This is a genomic window from Streptomyces sp. NPDC047061 (assembly GCF_040643955.1).
GTDB lineage: Bacteria > Actinomycetota > Actinomycetes > Streptomycetales > Streptomycetaceae > Streptomyces.
Map to the genome: position 1 here is coordinate 21495 of NZ_JBEYVI010000036.1, position 14099 is coordinate 35593.

At 72.1% G+C, this 14099-nt stretch carries 15 protein-coding genes; 6 read left to right on the plus strand and 9 right to left on the minus strand.

Going from position 1 to position 14099, the window contains the following annotated elements; all coding sequences use genetic code 11:
- Window positions 1-113: 113 nt before the first annotated feature.
- Entirely contained in the window at window positions 114-623 is a 510-nt protein-coding gene (locus tag ABZ887_RS37680) for a YbjN domain-containing protein (protein WP_361300038.1), read from the minus strand.
- The gene (mshA, locus tag ABZ887_RS37685) at window positions 616-1962 is read right to left on the minus strand and encodes a D-inositol-3-phosphate glycosyltransferase (RefSeq protein WP_361300041.1); all 1347 of its coding nucleotides are present in this window, start codon (window positions 1960-1962) and stop codon (window positions 616-618) included. The genes ABZ887_RS37680 and mshA overlap by 8 nt, the downstream gene beginning before the upstream one ends.
- 307 nt (window positions 1963-2269) lie before the next feature.
- Between mshA and ABZ887_RS37690 the strand changes: the two genes are divergently transcribed.
- From ABZ887_RS37690 to ABZ887_RS37700, 3 genes are all read left to right on the plus strand, one after another.
- A complete protein-coding gene (locus tag ABZ887_RS37690) occupies window positions 2270-3064 on the plus strand; it encodes a class I SAM-dependent methyltransferase (protein ID WP_361300044.1) in 795 nt (264 codons plus the stop codon).
- Between the two features lie 189 nt (window positions 3065-3253).
- Window positions 3254-4366, plus strand: coding sequence for an NlpC/P60 family protein (locus tag ABZ887_RS37695; RefSeq protein ID WP_361300047.1), 1113 nt, complete (start codon window positions 3254-3256; stop codon window positions 4364-4366).
- 288 nt (window positions 4367-4654) lie between these two features.
- Window positions 4655-5965: a fused response regulator/phosphatase gene (locus ABZ887_RS37700; RefSeq protein WP_361300050.1), complete on the plus strand. Its 1311-nt coding sequence runs from the start codon at window positions 4655-4657 to the stop codon at window positions 5963-5965.
- A gap of 115 nt (window positions 5966-6080) precedes the next feature.
- Here ABZ887_RS37700 and ABZ887_RS37705 read toward each other — a convergent pair whose 3' ends face one another.
- From ABZ887_RS37705 to ABZ887_RS37715, 3 genes are all read right to left on the minus strand, one after another.
- Window positions 6081-6431, minus strand: a complete 351-nt coding sequence (locus ABZ887_RS37705; protein ID WP_361300053.1) for a DUF2516 family protein — start codon at window positions 6429-6431, stop codon at window positions 6081-6083.
- Between the two features lie 110 nt (window positions 6432-6541).
- Window positions 6542-7174 (minus strand): hypothetical protein, encoded by a 633-nt coding sequence (locus tag ABZ887_RS37710; protein WP_361300056.1) that lies wholly within the window; start codon window positions 7172-7174, stop codon window positions 6542-6544.
- A 77-nt stretch (window positions 7175-7251) separates the two neighbouring features.
- On the minus strand, window positions 7252-7725 hold the full coding sequence (locus ABZ887_RS37715; RefSeq protein WP_361300059.1) for a helix-turn-helix transcriptional regulator: 474 nt from the start codon (window positions 7723-7725) through the stop codon (window positions 7252-7254).
- A 270-nt stretch (window positions 7726-7995) separates the two neighbouring features.
- Between ABZ887_RS37715 and ABZ887_RS37720 the strand changes: the two genes are divergently transcribed.
- Together ABZ887_RS37720 and ABZ887_RS37725 are read left to right on the plus strand one after the other, a co-directional pair.
- The gene (locus tag ABZ887_RS37720; protein WP_361300062.1) at window positions 7996-8574 is read left to right on the plus strand and encodes a class I SAM-dependent methyltransferase; all 579 of its coding nucleotides are present in this window, start codon (window positions 7996-7998) and stop codon (window positions 8572-8574) included.
- 62 nt (window positions 8575-8636) lie between these two features.
- Window positions 8637-9305, plus strand: a complete 669-nt coding sequence (locus ABZ887_RS37725; RefSeq protein ID WP_361300065.1) for a class I SAM-dependent methyltransferase — start codon at window positions 8637-8639, stop codon at window positions 9303-9305.
- A gap of 91 nt (window positions 9306-9396) precedes the next feature.
- Here the strand turns inward: ABZ887_RS37725 and ABZ887_RS37730 are convergent, their stop codons facing one another.
- Both ABZ887_RS37730 and ABZ887_RS37735 read right to left on the minus strand, forming a co-directional pair.
- Window positions 9397-9765: a VOC family protein gene (locus tag ABZ887_RS37730; RefSeq protein WP_361300068.1), complete on the minus strand. Its 369-nt coding sequence runs from the start codon at window positions 9763-9765 to the stop codon at window positions 9397-9399.
- Complete coding sequence (locus ABZ887_RS37735) at window positions 9750-10394, minus strand: DUF6817 domain-containing protein (RefSeq protein WP_361300071.1); 645 nt, start codon at window positions 10392-10394, stop codon at window positions 9750-9752. The genes ABZ887_RS37730 and ABZ887_RS37735 overlap by 16 nt, the downstream gene beginning before the upstream one ends.
- 206 nt (window positions 10395-10600) lie before the next feature.
- Here ABZ887_RS37735 and ABZ887_RS37740 point away from each other — a divergent pair, with 206 nt between their 5' ends.
- On the plus strand, window positions 10601-11509 hold the full coding sequence (locus ABZ887_RS37740) for a LysR family transcriptional regulator (RefSeq protein WP_361300074.1): 909 nt from the start codon (window positions 10601-10603) through the stop codon (window positions 11507-11509).
- A gap of 29 nt (window positions 11510-11538) precedes the next feature.
- Here ABZ887_RS37740 and ABZ887_RS37745 read toward each other — a convergent pair whose 3' ends face one another.
- Together ABZ887_RS37745 and ABZ887_RS37750 are read right to left on the minus strand one after the other, a co-directional pair.
- Entirely contained in the window at window positions 11539-12015 is a 477-nt protein-coding gene (locus ABZ887_RS37745) for an HAD domain-containing protein (protein WP_361300077.1), read from the minus strand.
- A 52-nt stretch (window positions 12016-12067) separates the two neighbouring features.
- Entirely contained in the window at window positions 12068-14071 is a 2004-nt protein-coding gene (locus tag ABZ887_RS37750; protein ID WP_361300080.1) for an AAA family ATPase, read from the minus strand.
- Between the last annotated feature and the right edge of the window lie 28 nt (window positions 14072-14099).

Genomic DNA, 14099 nt, shown 5'->3' on the forward strand with positions numbered 1-14099 from the left:
GGCGGCTTTCATGGTTGTGAACGACGTTCATATGTGCGTCGGCCGTGAGCATGTCACGACGCCCCCACGCCTCGAAAGAGTCGTGCAGGGTAATTCAGGTACAGACCTGCAACTCAGTCGGCGGAGCGCTCGATCAGATGCGTGAACGCATCCAGATTCCGCGTCGACTCGCCCCGGGACACCCGCCACGCGTACTCCTTGCGGATCGCGGCGGCGAAGCCCAGCTCCAGGAGGGTGTTGAAGGCGCCGTCCGCGGCCTCCAGGACCTGGCCGAGGAGCCGGTCGAGGTCGGGGGCGGTGACGGAGGAGAGCGGGAGGCGGGCGGTGACGTAGACGTCGCCGAGGCGGTCGACGGCGTAACTCACGCCGTACAGCTTGAGGTTGCGCTCCAGGAGCCAGCGGTGGACGGCCGGTTCGTTCTCGTCCGGGTGCCGGATGACGAAGGCGTTCAGGGAGAGGGAGTGGCGGCCGACGCGGAGCGAGACGGTCGTCTTGAGCTTGCGGGTGCCGGGGAGCTGTACGACGTAGGTGCCGGACTCGGGGCTCTCCCACTCCAGTTCGGCGTCCTTCAGGACACCCTCGATGACCTGCGCGGCCTGCCGTTCCTGTGAAGCTTCACCCATGGGCCGAGCGTACGCGACGGCGGTGGGACTGGGTCGCGGCCAGGTAGACGTCGGCGGTGGCGGCGGCCGCCGTGTCCCAGCCGAAGCACTGGGCGTGCCGGGCGGCGGCGCTGCCGAAACGGTCCGCCAGGGACGCGTCGTCGGCGAACCGGCGCAGCACGCGCGCGTAGTCGGCCGGATCGTGGCCGCACACCAGGAAGCCGGTCTCGCCGTCCCGTACGGCCACGGGCAGGCCGCCGACCGAGGCGGCGAGGACGGGGGTGCCGGCCGCCTGGGCCTCTATCGCCACCAGGCCGAAGGACTCGCTGTAGGAAGGCATGACGAGGACGGAAGCGGCCCGGAACCAGTCCGCGAGCTGTTCCTGGCCGACCGGCGGGCGGAACCGGACGACGTCCGCGACGCCGAGCCGCGCGGCCAGCTTCTGCAGGCCCTCCGGCTTGGCGAGGCCGCTGCCGCTGGGGCCGCCGACGATCGGTACGACGATCCGGGAGCGGAGTTCGGGGCGCTCGTCGAGGAGGACGGCCACGGCGCGGAGCAGGATGTCGGGGGCCTTGAGGGGCTGGATGCGGCCCGCGAAGAGCGGGACCAGGGCGTCCTGCGGGAGGCCGAGGCGGGCGCGGGCGGCGGCGCGGCCGTCGGCGGGGCGGAACCGGTCGAGGTTCACGCCGGGGTGGACGACGGCGACGTTCGCGGGGTCGGCGCTGTAGTGCCGTACCAGCTCGTCGGCCTCTTCGGAGGTGTTCGCGATGAGGCGGTCGGCCGCGGCCACGATCTGGGTCTCGCCGATGACCCGGGCGGCGGGCTCGGGGGTGTCGCCGTCGGCCAGGTTGGCGTTCTTGACCTTCGCCATGGTGTGCATGGCGTGCACCAGGGGGACGCCCCAGCGCTGGGCGGCGAGCCAGCCGACGTGGCCGGAGAGCCAGTAGTGCGAGTGGACGAGGTCGTAGTGGCCGGGGCGGTGGCCGGCCCAGGCCTGCATCACGCCGTGTGTGAAGGCGCACAGCTGGGCGGGGAGGTCCTCCTTGGCGAGGCCCTCGTAGGGGCCGGCGTCGACGTGCCGGACGAGGACGCCGGGGGCGAGCTCCACGGTGTGCGGGAGGCCGCCGGAGGTGGCCCGGGTGAAGATCTCGACCTCGATGTTGATCGCGGCGAGGCGCTGCGCGAGCTCCACGATGTAGACGTTCATGCCGCCGGCGTCGCCGGTGCCGGGCTGGTGGAGCGGGGAGGTGTGCACGGAGAGCATCGCGACGCGGCGGGGCACGGTGGGACGCCGGGCCCGGCGGAGCCGGGTGGCAGCCGACGGGGAGCGGCGCCCGAGCCTGCTGACGTACTGGCTCACGTGGCGGTCCTCCTTTGTGCGGGCATGCCGGTGGGAGGACATCGCGTGCCCTCCAAGGGGGTGCAACGCGGAGGGGTGGATTCCCATTCCGGGGGGCGTCGATTTTGCCGATACGTTACTTGCCGTCGCTCAACCGTTCGAGGGTGGAGTGCGTAGGGGGCGGTTCGGTTGTCGGGTCGGGTGCGGGTGGGTGGGGGCTGGTCGCGCAGTTCCCCGCGCCCCTTACGGGGCGCCTCACTTCGGGGCGCCTCGCCTCGGGGCGCCTCGCCTCGGGGCGCCTAACCCCGGGGCGCTTACCCTCGTAGGCATGACAGCCCGCGCCGCCTCCCGCCCCGTGGGGAACGTGACGCGCGGGACCACCAATCCCAATCGGCTTCGTCGCATGGACCGGTGGATCGCCGCCGTGCACGGTGCCGCGTTGCGTCGGACCGTCGATCCCGTTGCCGTCGACCTCGGTTACGGTGCCGCCCCCTGGACCGCCGTCGAACTGCTCGGCCGGCTCCGTACCGTCGCGCCACGCGCGCGTGTCGTCGGGGTCGAGATCGAGCCCGCACGGGTCGCCGCCGCCAGGCCGTACGAGCGCGAGGGGCTCATCTTCCGGCACGGCGGGTTCGAGATCCCGCTCCCCGCGCGGCCGTTGCTCATCCGCGCGGCCAACGTGCTGCGGCAGTACGACGAGAGCGAGGTCGCCGGCGTGTGGCAGCGGCTGTGCGGGCGGCTCGCGCCCGGCGGGCTGCTGGTGGAGGGGACCTGTGACGAGATCGGGCGGCGGCACGTATGGGTCGCGCTCGGGACGGAGGGGCCGCGGACGGTGACCTTCGCGACCCGGCTGGGATCCCTGGAGCGGCCCTCGGACCTCGCCGAACGGCTGCCGAAGGCGCTGATCCACCGCAATGTGCCGGGCGAACCGGTGCACGCGTTCCTGCGGGACTTCGACCGCGCCTGGGCGGCGGCCGCGCCCTACGCGTCCTACGGCGCCCGGCAGCGGTGGATCCGGGCGGTCCGGGAGCTGACGGCCGACTGGCCGGTGACGGACTCGGCGGCACGCTGGCGGCAGGGCGAAGTGACGGTGGCGTGGGAGGCGTTGGCACCCTCGGACTGAGGGGGCCGCGGGCCGGGAACGATCTCGATGAGTCGTTCGTCACAAAGGCGGGAAGATCGTCATGCTCGGGGGGAAACCGGGGAGGAACCCGCCTGTCGTTACCTCTGTCGCTTTGCGGCACCACGTGGCACGATCCTCCACGCACCGTAAGTTACTGACGGTTAATCAGATTTTTTGGGGGGTCGGGTCATGGGACCGGACAAGCACGCCGTCCGGCCGGGTGGGCGCGGGATCCTGGCGACGGCGGTGACGGTGGTCTGCGCGGTGACGGTGCTGGCGGCGCCGGGCACGGCGTTCGCGGCCCCCAGCCCGACCCCCTCCCCCAGCGCCTCGGCCTCGGCCGGCGCCTCCGTGACCGTCCCGCAGGACAAGGACCTCGAAGCCGTACGGGAGAAGCTGGACAAGCTCTACCACGACGCGGCCGTCGCCACCGACGCGTACAACGCCGCCGAGGAGGCGACCCAGAAGCAGTCCGCCGAGATCGTCGACCTGGCCAAGAAGATCGTCAAGGGGCAGCAGAAGCTCGACGAGCTGAAGGAGCGGGCGGGCCGGGCGGCCGCCGCCCAGTACCGCACCGGCGGGCTGCCGGACAGCGCCCAGCTGATACTCAGCGACAACCCCACCCAGTTCCTGGACGGGGCCGGGCGGGTGCTCCAGGGCCAACGGGCCACCAAGGCCCTGATCAGGGAACTGACCCGGACCCAGCAGGACTTGAAGCAGTACGCGGCGGACGCGGCCGACCAGTGGAACAAACTGGAGGCAGGCCGCAAGGCGAAGGCCGCCGCGAAGAAGAAGATCAAGCAGCGGATCACCGCCGCGGAGAAGCTCGAGTCGACGCTCGAGAAGAAGCAGAAGGAGCGTCTCGCCGAGCTGGAGCGGGAGGCCGCCTACCAGGCGCAGACCGCCTGGCTGGACACCGGGATACTCGACGAGATCCACACCAAGGCGTCCGCGGCGGGCAAGAAGGCGGTCGCGTTCGCCACCGCCCAGCTCGGCAAGCCGTACGTGTGGGGCGCGGAGGGCCCGGACTCCTACGACTGCTCCGGGCTGACCTCACAGGCCTGGGCGAGCGCCGGGAAGCCGATCCCGCGCACCTCCGAGGAGCAGTGGAAGCAGCTCGAGCACATCGACGTGGCGGACATGCGCCCCGGCGACCTGATCATCTACTACGACGACGCCAGCCATGTCGCGATGTACATCGGCGACGGCGCGATCATCCAGGCCCCGCGCCCGGGGCGGACGGTGTCGATCGGCGGCGCGGGTTCGATGCCGATCCTCGGGGTGGTACGGCCGGACGCCTGAGCACCGCCAGGTGTTTTGGGCGTGATGTTCCTTTCGTGAGCTGCACCATGTGACCCAGTGCACCGCAACACCCGCCCAAACTCCGACAGCACGTGACCTTCGTCATTCCCGCAGGGCAGCCCTCTTGTCCAACTGCGGTACGGCACGCGGCATATGACAGAGGCCTGAGACAGAGCGACGCGGCTCACACCATTCCGTTGCGGTGGCCAGTAACGCTATGGTCCCCGTCTGGTGGGTCGAGGTCCCTCGCCCCGCCATGCCCTCGGGGGGAGGGAAGGAACCCAACAGATGCCCGTACCCGTACCGCGGCAGAGAGCGATCCCGGCCGTGGAGAGTGGTCAGGCGCCGGCCGCCGCGCCCGCACAGGGCGGCGGCCCCCTCAAGGAAGAGGCCAACCGCACGGAAGCCGTCGCCCAGAACACCGGCGGCACCACTCTCACGCTGCTGCTGATCGAGGACGATCCGGCCGGTTCACCGGTGCTGCCCGAGTTGCGGGACGCGTCCGGCACCTCGATCCGCGTCCGCACCGCCCGCAACCTCACCGAGGCCGAGCGGCTGCTGACCGACGACGTCCACTGCATCCTGCTGGACCTGGCGCTGCCGGCGCCGGGCGGCAAGGACGCAGAGGGCGAGCTTGCCGTGCTCAAGCACGTGCTGGAGCTCGCGCCCCGGCACGCCGTGCTCGCGCTCACCGCCTCCGGCGACACCGAGCGCGGCACCGAGGCCGTGCGCGTCGGCGCGCAGGACTACCTCTTCCGCGACGAACTGGACGGACGGCTGCTGAGCCGCGCCATCCGGTACGCCGTCGAGCGCAAACGTTCCCTCACGACCGAGCGGAAGCTCGCGGAGGGGCGGCTACGTGCGCAGGAGAACCGCCGTCTCGAGCGCGGTCTGCTGCCCACCCCGCTGCTGGAGGGTTCCGCGCTGCGCTTCGCCGCCCGCTACCGCCCCGGCCGCTCCCGCGCGCTGCTCGGGGGCGACTTCTACGACACCGTGCGCACGCCCGACGGGACCGTGCACGCGATGATCGGCGACGTCTGCGGGCACGGCCCGGACGAGGCCGCGCTCGGGGTGGAGCTGCGGATCGCCTGGCGGGCGCTGACCCTGGCGGGGCTGAGCGGCGACGATTTGCTGGGCACCCTGCAGGAGGTCCTTGAGCACGAGCGCTCCGACGAGGAGATCTTCGCGACGCTCTGCACCGTGGACATAGCGCCGGACGGGCGCCGGGCCGGGCTGTGCCTGGCCGGGCATCCGGCGCCGCTGATCGCCCGGCCCGGGCGACCGGCCGAGCTGCTGCCGTACGACAACAACGGCCCGGCGCTCGGGCTGCTGAAGGGGGCCCGCTGGCCCCGGATGCAGGTGAAGCTGGGCGCCGCGTGGAGCCTGATGCTCTACACCGACGGCCTGATCGAGGGCCGGGTGGGCTCGGGCGGCGAGCGGCTGGGGCAGGAGGGGATGGTCGAGATGGTCCGGCGGCAGCTGGCCTCCGGCCTGACCGGGGAGGCGTTGCTGCGGGCGGCGGTGAACGAGGTGCGGCAGCTCAATGGGGGTGAGCTGACGGATGATGTGGCCGTTGTGCTGCTGGATCGGGGGGTTTGAGCGGCCGCTCGCCGTTTCCGGTTTCAGTGGTCGGCCGACTGCGGGTGCGCTGTGGCTGGTCGCGCAGTTCCCCGCGCCCCTTTGGGGCGCGCCCCAGCGGGCGCGCCTTGAAAAGTCAGCGGCCGCCGTTGTACGGGCCGTACGGGCCGTCGCTGCTGCTGCCGCCGCGGCGGCCTCGCCAGCCGCCGCCACCGCCCGACACCTGCTTGACCGCGGGGCGGACGTCGACGATGTAGACGATGCTCCCCACCAGGCCCGCGATCGGGAGGATGGAGAGGATCGAGAAGAGGTAGCTGACGACCAGCGCGATGGCCAGGATGATCAGCCAGAACATCTTGTTCTGCTTGTTGGCCGCGCGAAAGGCGTCCTCGCGCCGGAACACGGCGTCGACCAGCCCGAACGCGGCCAGGGCCATCAGGACGATCTTCAACAGTCCCAGGAACCCTGCGAACCCCAACATCAGCATGCTGCCACCGCCCGCTCTCTCCCGATCCCTACGCGGCCACCGTACCCGTAGAACGGGCCGGGCACCCTCAAGGTGCCCGGCCCGTACGTTCTGCTGACGCGCACGCCGATTTACTTGGCCGGCGGAGTGGTCTTCCTGACCGGGGTGGCCTTGCGGGGGGCCGGGGTCTTCTTGGCGGCCGGGGCCTTCTTCACCGCGGTCGGCTTGGCCTCGGCGGCCTTCGGCTCCTCCGCCGGCTTCTCCTCCGTCTTGACCACGACCGGCTCGGGCTTGCCCTCGACGGCGATGGCCAGGTCCTCGATCTCGTCGGCGGCCTCGCCGCGCCAGGTCTTCACGGCCTGCTCGCCGTGCTCGGCGACCTTCTCGTAGGTCTCACGGGCCTTGACCGCGTACTCGGCGGCCACGCCGACCCCGCGCAGGGCGAAGTCCTGGGCGGACTCGCCGAGCTTCTTGAGGTCGCCGTCGAGAGAGACGATGAAGTCGTTGACCTTCGTCTGGAGGTTGGCCTGCGCCTCCTTGGCCTTGGCACCGGCCTCCTTGGCGCGGGCGGTGGCCTTCTCCTGCACGGCCTTCGGGTCGGTGTGGCGGACCGCGTCGATGCGGGCCGGGGCCTCGGCGCGCAGCTGCTCGACCAGGCCGGGGACCTTCTTGGCCTGCTGGAGGGCCAGGTCGGCGGTGCCTGCGGCGAAGTAGAGCGGAGTCGGGTCGCTGAGGGTCTTGCGCAGGTCGTCGGTGATGGCCATGGTGATGGTCCTCCCGTATTAAAGTTCGGCTGAGGGTTTTGTGATCCGCGGCGCGGCGGCCGGCGCGCTTGGCCGGCTCATCCGGCCGTCCGCCGCGGATCGGTCTCACTGTCGTCGGTTCCGCTGTCGTCGGTCTCGCCGTCGGCGTCGTCGCCCTCGGCGCCGGGGACGTCCGTGTCGCTCGCGCGCTCCTCGCCCGACCCGAAGCCGTTCTCTTTCCTGAACGACTCGTAGATCTGCAGCAGCACCTGCTTCTGCCGCTCGTCGAGGGTGGGGTCGGCGAGGATGACCGCACGGGTCTCCACCTCGTTCAGATCCCGCTCGGCGTCGAGGATTCCGGCGCGGACGTACAGCGTCTCGGCGGAGATCCGCAGGGCCTTGGCGACCTGCTGCAGCACCTCCGCGCTCGGCTTGCGCAGCCCGCGCTCGATCTGGCTCAGGTACGGATTGGACACCCCGGCGGCATCGGCGAGCTGCCTGAGCGACAGCTGCGCGTTGCGCCGCTGTTCACGCAGATACTCACCGAGATTGCCGACGTTCAGCGATGCCATGCCTCCACAGTGCCCCACCTCCGCTAACAATTGCAAGCACCTGCTTGCAAAAGTGTGCCGCGCCATACCCGGATGGCCGACCGGGGCCGGGTGGAGCCCGGTGGAGTAGGCCGGAGCCGGGTGGAACAGGCCGGAGCCGGGTGGGACGCGGTGGAGCCGGGTGGGACGCGGTGGGGGCAAGTCGGCCGATTCGTCCGCGGTCTGCGATCACCGACAGAGCGACAAGATATGACCTTGCCCGCAAGGACACGGCTCTCGCATCATCTGCGGATGGACGACACACCGAGCCGCCGCCCGACCGCCCTGCCCGCATTGCGTTCCAAGGCGCGCGACGCGGGCTTCGTCAGGTCCAGCGAAGACCGCACGGGAAGCCTCCTGGCAGCACTCGCCGCCGCCCGGCCCGGGGGCCGGATCCTCGAACTCGGCACCGGAGTCGGGGAGGGCACCGCCTGGATCCTCAGTGGCATGGACCGTGCCGCCCGTCTGACCACCGTCGAACTCGACCCCACCGTCCAGGCCATCGCCCGGGAACAGCTGGGCACCGACCCGCGGGTGACCTTCGTGTCCGGGGACGCCGGCACCTGGCTGGAGGACTTCGACGGCGCCCCCTTCGACCTCGTCTTCGCGGACACCCGGCCGGGCAAGTTCACCCACCTCGACCGAGCCCTGGGCCTCGTGGCTCCCGGCGGGACCTACCTGATCGACGACCTCGTCCCCCAGCCCGGCTGGCCGGAGGGCCACGAAGCCTCCGTCAAACGCCTTCTGACCGAGCTGGACGAACGCGAGGACTTCCGATGCGTACGCCTGGCGTGGGCAAGCGGACTGCTGATGGCGGTACGCACGGCCTGACGGCCGGGGGCCGACCGCGATCACCGACTCCCTCACCCGGCAGCACGACGGAGGTGTCCGCCATGTCCGACCCCGGCAGCCAGACCGCCTACTGGGACGCCGCCGCGACCACCAAGACGTTCACGCACCCCCTGCACATGCCGTGGCTGGACGGCGTCGACCGGCGTGCCGCGGTCCTGGACCACGGGTGCGGCTACGGCCGGACCATGCACGCCCTCCAGCAGCAGGGCTTCACCGAACTCCGCGGCGTCGACACCTCACCGGGGATGATCTCCCGGGCCCGCACCCTGCATCCCACGCTGCGCTTCGCCGTGGCGGCCCCGCCGCCGATGCCGGACCACCCGGACGCGAGCGTGGACGTGGTACTCCTCTTCGCGGTGCTGACCTGCATACCCGACGACGACGCACAGCGACGACTGGTCGGCGAACTGAGCCGCGTGCTCAAACCGGGCGGACTGCTCTACGTCAGCGACCTGCTGCTCCAGGACGACGAACGCAACCGTGACCGCTATGCCAGGTTCGCGGCACGCAACGGCACCTACGGGGTCCACGGGGTGTTCGAGACCGGCGACGGCGCGGTCTGCCGCCACCACCCGAGCGACTGGTTCACGTCCCTTCTCGCGGACTTCGAGATCGCCGACACCCGCCGCATCACCGTGGCCACCATGAACGGGCACGAGTCCGAGGGAATCCAGCTCCTGGCCCGCAAGCCGGACCGACCCGTCCGCTGAGGCCACGTCGGCGCCACGTCGGCGGCACGCATGCGTACGCGTCCGCCGGATCAGAAGTGGGTGGCGATCCCGAAGGCCCGGCGGAGCTGCCTCATGTGGTGATGCAGAACGGATGGCCGACCGGATCGGTGAGGACCCGTGCCCTGTCCCCGTGCGGCTGGTGGTCCGGCCTGCCCGCGCCCAGCTCCAGCAGCCGGGCTTCGGCCTCGGCCAGGTCCTCGTCGATCCTGAAGCAGATGTGGAGCTGCTGGGGAACGGTCTGGCCGGGCCAGTTCGGCGCCCGGTAGCCGTCGACCCGCTGGAAACCGATGAGAAGTCCGTGCTCACCGTTGAGACCCGCGAAGTCGGCGTCCGACTTCGGATGCGGCTCAAGACCGGTGGCCTGCTGGTAGAACGCCGCGAGAGCCGGCGGGTCGGGGCAGTCGAGCGTGATGGCGACCAGCTTCATCTGCAGGGACATGGGGCCTCCGGGCCGGGCAGTGGACGTCCGCGATGAACACCCTGGGGACTCGCGAGAACCGCGCGGCACGCGGACCAGGCCGGCTCGCTCAGCAGCGGGCGGAAGCGGGTGAACAGGGCGAGGAGCCGGTCTCCCCACCGCTCGCGGAAGGACGGGTCGACGCGGGCGAGATCGAGTTCGTTGGCGGCGGTCAGCTCGGCGAGGTCCCGGCGCAACCGGGGTTCGGGGACACGGCTGTGGCCGGTGAAGCGGTCGCGGAGGGCCGCGTCGGGGTCGGCGAGCACCGGATGGGCGGCCTTCCGGTCGCACGAGGCGTAGAGGTACACGATCGCCTCGGCCTCCGCGCCGATCGCCGTCACGAGTTCGGTGCGGCGGTCCAGGGACAGCAGGGCGGTGGGGAAGCCGTCGGTGCCGTAGAACGCGTGGCACAGGCCCGCGAGTTGGAGGGCGGGGCGGGCGCCCCAGGCGGCTAGTTGCTCCTGGACGCGCTGGAGGTGCACGAGAAGCGTGCCGCCGGGATGGTCGATCTCCGCGGCCCCGAGCGCGCGCAGCAGCGCGACGGCACGAGCGGAGGCCTCAGGGCTTGCGGGGGATAAGGAGGATGCGGGGGAAGCTGGGGAAGCGGACACGAGGCGGGTTCCTTCCGTCGCTCGGGTCGGCACCCGTCCGTTGCCTCCGCCAGGGGTCCGGACCCCCGCGAAGGCGCCGGACGGGTTGCCGCCCAGGGCCCTGTGCCGATCATCGCGAGTGCGCCGACCCCAGTCAATCCTAAGGATTTCTCGCCAGCCCCAAGCTCTGACTTGGATGCGGTGACCACCGTGGATACCTTCGGCTCATGACTCTGGACGACCTGCGTGTCTTCGTGGCCGTGTGCCGGGCGGGCAGCCTCAGCGCCGTCGCCCGGGAGCTGGCCTGCACCCAGTCCGCGGTCAGCCAGCATGTGAAGCGGCTGGAACGGGAGACCGGCGTCAGCCTCCTGGAGCGCCAGTCACGAGGAGTCGTACCCACCCACGCCGGACGGATCCTGTGGGACGCGGCCGCCGACGGCATCGCCGGTCTGGACTCGGCCCTGCGGCGCCTCGGCGACCTCGTCGACGGCGACGGCGGCTCGGTACGCGTCACCACGGGCGGAACGACCGTACGCCACTTCATGTCCGAGGCCGTCGTCGCCTTCCGGCAGCGCTACCCGAAGGTGAGCCTGGAGTTCCAGACGGAGACCTCCGGCCGCCGCTGCTTCGACGCCCTCGCCGCGGGCAACCTCGACCTCGCCTGGGTCACCCTCGGCAGCCCGGTCCGCGGCATCGAGCAGCGCCCGGTGGTGGACCTGCCCTGGGTACTGGCCGTCCGCGCCGACGACCCGCTTGCCCGTCGGGCCCGTGTCGAGGCCGCCGATCTCGCCGGTATCCGCCTCATCCGGCTGCCGCAGAGTTCCGTCTCGGGTACCCGGCTCGACGCCGCGTTCACCGAACTGGGCGTCCGGACCAGCTCCGACACCGGCGTCGCCGACTGGGACACCGCCCTCCTGCTGGCGGAACTCGGCCTCGGTCACGCCGTCGTACCCGCACTGCCCGGCCGCCGGGCACCCGGCGACGCCGACCCCCTCCGGCTCGTCCCCGTCACCGACCTGCCGCCCCTGACCGTCGGCTGGGCGGTGCGCCGCTGGGACGCGCTCTCCCCGCTCGCCCGGATCTTCGCCGACACCGTCGCGGACTGCGTCACCACGAGCGCGCCGCGCCCGGCGTGAGACGTCAGCGCCGCGCCGGGCGTGAGGCGTCAGCGTTGGGCCGTCAGCCAGTCCTCCAGTACCGCGAAGTCCGCCTCCGTCAGGCCGAACTCGTGGTCGACGCGGTGCAGCAGGGCGGGCCCCGGGTGGTGGGCGGCGACCCAGGCGCGGTCGGCCTCGGTGAGTTCGTCGTCGATCCAGACGAACGGCCGCCGCCCCGCCCACGCCACCAGCGGCCGGGTCTTCCAGTGCAGCAGGGCAGGGGGCCGGTCCTCGTCCGGCCACTCCACGACGGGCAGCGGGGGCAGGCCCAGCCACGGGGCGACGCAGGCGTTGGCGTCGTCCATCCAGGTGGTGGCCCAGACGAGCTCGCAGCGGAGGGCGCGCAGGCGCGGGCCGAGGGCGGGGTCGACGCGGGTGAGCAGGGGGTTCGGTGGGGTGTGGTCGGTCTCGTAGACCGGGTAGGGGTGGTCGGCGGGGGCGCCGAAGGGGATGAGGGTGCCGTCGATGTCTAGGAAGAGGAGCATCGGGGACAGGATGGCAGCGCAGAGAGTGCCGGGAAACTGTTCCTCGCCTCTCTCAGAACGGCAACGGCCTTCCGTGCACCACGTCCAGCCGGGACACCGCCCTGGTCAGGACCACGTACAGCCGGTGCAGCCCTCTCTCCTCCCCCTCCGCCACCGCCGCCGGTTCCACGGCCACCACGTGGTCGTACTCCAGGCCCTTGACCACGCTCGCCGGGACCACGGCCACCCGTGCGCCCAGCTCGTCCGGTCCCGCCGGTTCGAGGTCGGCGGCCGTCAGCGCCTCGCGTACGGCGGTCACCTGTGCGTCCGCGGCCACGACCCCGACCGACCCCTCGTGGGCCAGGGCCTCCCGCACGGCGGTGACCGTCGCCGCGTGCACGTCGTCGGCCGGGCGGATCCGCACCTCGCCGTCGCCGCGGTAGGACTCGGCCGGGGGTACGTCGGTGCCCAGGCGCCGCAACAGCCGGTTGGTCAGGGCCACGACCGCCGCCGGGACACGGAAGCCGGTGGTGAGCGGGACGACGGTCGCGTCCGGCTTGCCCAGGTGGCCCAGTACGGTGCCCCAACTCCGCGCCGACCAGGGCGTGGTGGCCTGCGCGAGGTCGCCGAGGACGGTGAGGGAGCCGAAGGCGGCGCGGCGGGCGATCGCCCTGCACTCCATGGGGGACAGGTCCTGGGCCTCGTCGACGACGATGTGGCCGTACCCCTCGGGGTGTTCGACCAGCCCCGCGACCTCGTCGAGGAGGACCAGGTCGGCGGCCGACCAGCGGGCCGACTTGTACGAGCGGGGCGGGCGGGCCCAGAGCAGGTCCCGCTGTTCGGAGGGGGTGAGGAGCCCGTCCGCGGCCGCCGCCAGCACCTCGCCGTCCGTGAGGAGTTCGGCCACCACCTCCTCCGGGCGCACCTTGGGCCAGACGGTGTCGAGGCAGGCGCTCATCGCCCGGGAGCGTTCCAGGCGCCGGGTCCAAGCGCCGGGCTGCGGGCCCGCCCGCCGTTCGGCCTGGAGCTGTACGGCCCGCATCGCCCGCCCCCGCACCCGCTCCCGCCCGACGGCGTACGGCGGTTCCTCGTCCCGTACCCCCTCGACGATCTCCGTGAGTGTGCCGGCGGGCACCCGCCAGGTGTACGTGCCGTCGGAGAGCGAGAGCGGGGTGACGGCGTCCGTGCGGACGTGGGCGAACAGGGCGCGGCGCAGGACCTCGGCCATCCGCGGGTCGTGCTTGAGCGCGGCGGTGCGCTCGGGGTCGGTGCCGGTGACCGGGTGGCGGCCGATCTCCTCGGGCAGGGTCGCCTGCCGTACGCCGGTCTCGCCGAGGGCCGGGAGGACCTCGGAGATGTAGGAGAGGAAGGTGCGGTTGGGGCCGAGGATCAGGAGGCCGGAGCGGCGGATGCGCTGCGGGTGGGTGTAGAGGAGGTAGGCGGCGCGGTGCAGGCCGACGGCGGTCTTGCCGGTGCCCGGGGCGCCCTGGACGCAGACGGAGTCGGCGAGGCCGGCGCGGACCAGGTCGTCCTGGTCGGGCTGGATGGTGGCGGCGATGTCGCGCATGGGGCCGACGCGGGGCCGTTCGATCTCATGGGTGAGCAGCGCCCCCGTCCCCGACTCCCCCTTGCCGAGCCGTTCGTCCTCCATCCCCGTGAGGTCGGCGGAGTCACCGCGGCTGCCGGGTGCCCAGCCGAACCGACGCCGTACCGCCACGCCCTGCGGGTCGTCGGGGCCGGCCTGGTAGAAGGCGCGGGAGACGGGGGCCCGCCAGTCGACGACGAGGGGCGGGGCGGTCGGCTCCTCGCTGATCCGCAGCCGGCCGATGCGGTAGCTCTGCCCCGCGTGCTCCCCCGCCTCGAAGTCCAGCTTGCCGAAGAACAGCGGGCCCTGTGGCAGCTCGCGCATCTCCTTGGCCCGGCTGCGCAGCCGGTACCCGAGCACCTCGGCGTCGGCACCGGACGCGGAGACGTCCACCCCGGTGACGACGTGCTCGACGGCGCCTTCGACCATGCGGGCGAGGGCGGCTCGGCAGGTGTCGTGGTAGGCGCGTTCGCGGTCGAGTTCCTGCTGCATGGGGACAGCGTAGACGAGAAAACGTAAC

Coding starts and splice junctions, on each gene's coding strand:
- ABZ887_RS37720 (WP_361300062.1), top strand. CDS start 7,996: ATGGACGACACACCGAGCCGCCGCCCGACCGCCCTGCCCGCATTGCGT.
- ABZ887_RS37710 (WP_361300056.1), bottom strand. CDS start 7,174: ATGGCCATCACCGACGACCTGCGCAAGACCCTCAGCGACCCGACTCCG.
- ABZ887_RS37725 (WP_361300065.1), top strand. CDS start 8,637: ATGTCCGACCCCGGCAGCCAGACCGCCTACTGGGACGCCGCCGCGACC.
- ABZ887_RS37695 (WP_361300047.1), top strand. CDS start 3,254: ATGGGACCGGACAAGCACGCCGTCCGGCCGGGTGGGCGCGGGATCCTG.
- ABZ887_RS37700 (WP_361300050.1), top strand. CDS start 4,655: ATGCCCGTACCCGTACCGCGGCAGAGAGCGATCCCGGCCGTGGAGAGT.
- ABZ887_RS37690 (WP_361300044.1), top strand. CDS start 2,270: ATGACAGCCCGCGCCGCCTCCCGCCCCGTGGGGAACGTGACGCGCGGG.
- ABZ887_RS37705 (WP_361300053.1), bottom strand. CDS start 6,431: ATGCTGATGTTGGGGTTCGCAGGGTTCCTGGGACTGTTGAAGATCGTC.
- ABZ887_RS37745 (WP_361300077.1), bottom strand. CDS start 12,015: ATGCTCCTCTTCCTAGACATCGACGGCACCCTCATCCCCTTCGGCGCC.
- ABZ887_RS37730 (WP_361300068.1), bottom strand. CDS start 9,765: ATGTCCCTGCAGATGAAGCTGGTCGCCATCACGCTCGACTGCCCCGAC.
- ABZ887_RS37740 (WP_361300074.1), top strand. CDS start 10,601: ATGACTCTGGACGACCTGCGTGTCTTCGTGGCCGTGTGCCGGGCGGGC.
- ABZ887_RS37680 (WP_361300038.1), bottom strand. CDS start 623: ATGGGTGAAGCTTCACAGGAACGGCAGGCCGCGCAGGTCATCGAGGGT.
- ABZ887_RS37715 (WP_361300059.1), bottom strand. CDS start 7,725: ATGGCATCGCTGAACGTCGGCAATCTCGGTGAGTATCTGCGTGAACAG.
- ABZ887_RS37750 (WP_361300080.1), bottom strand. CDS start 14,071: ATGCAGCAGGAACTCGACCGCGAACGCGCCTACCACGACACCTGCCGA.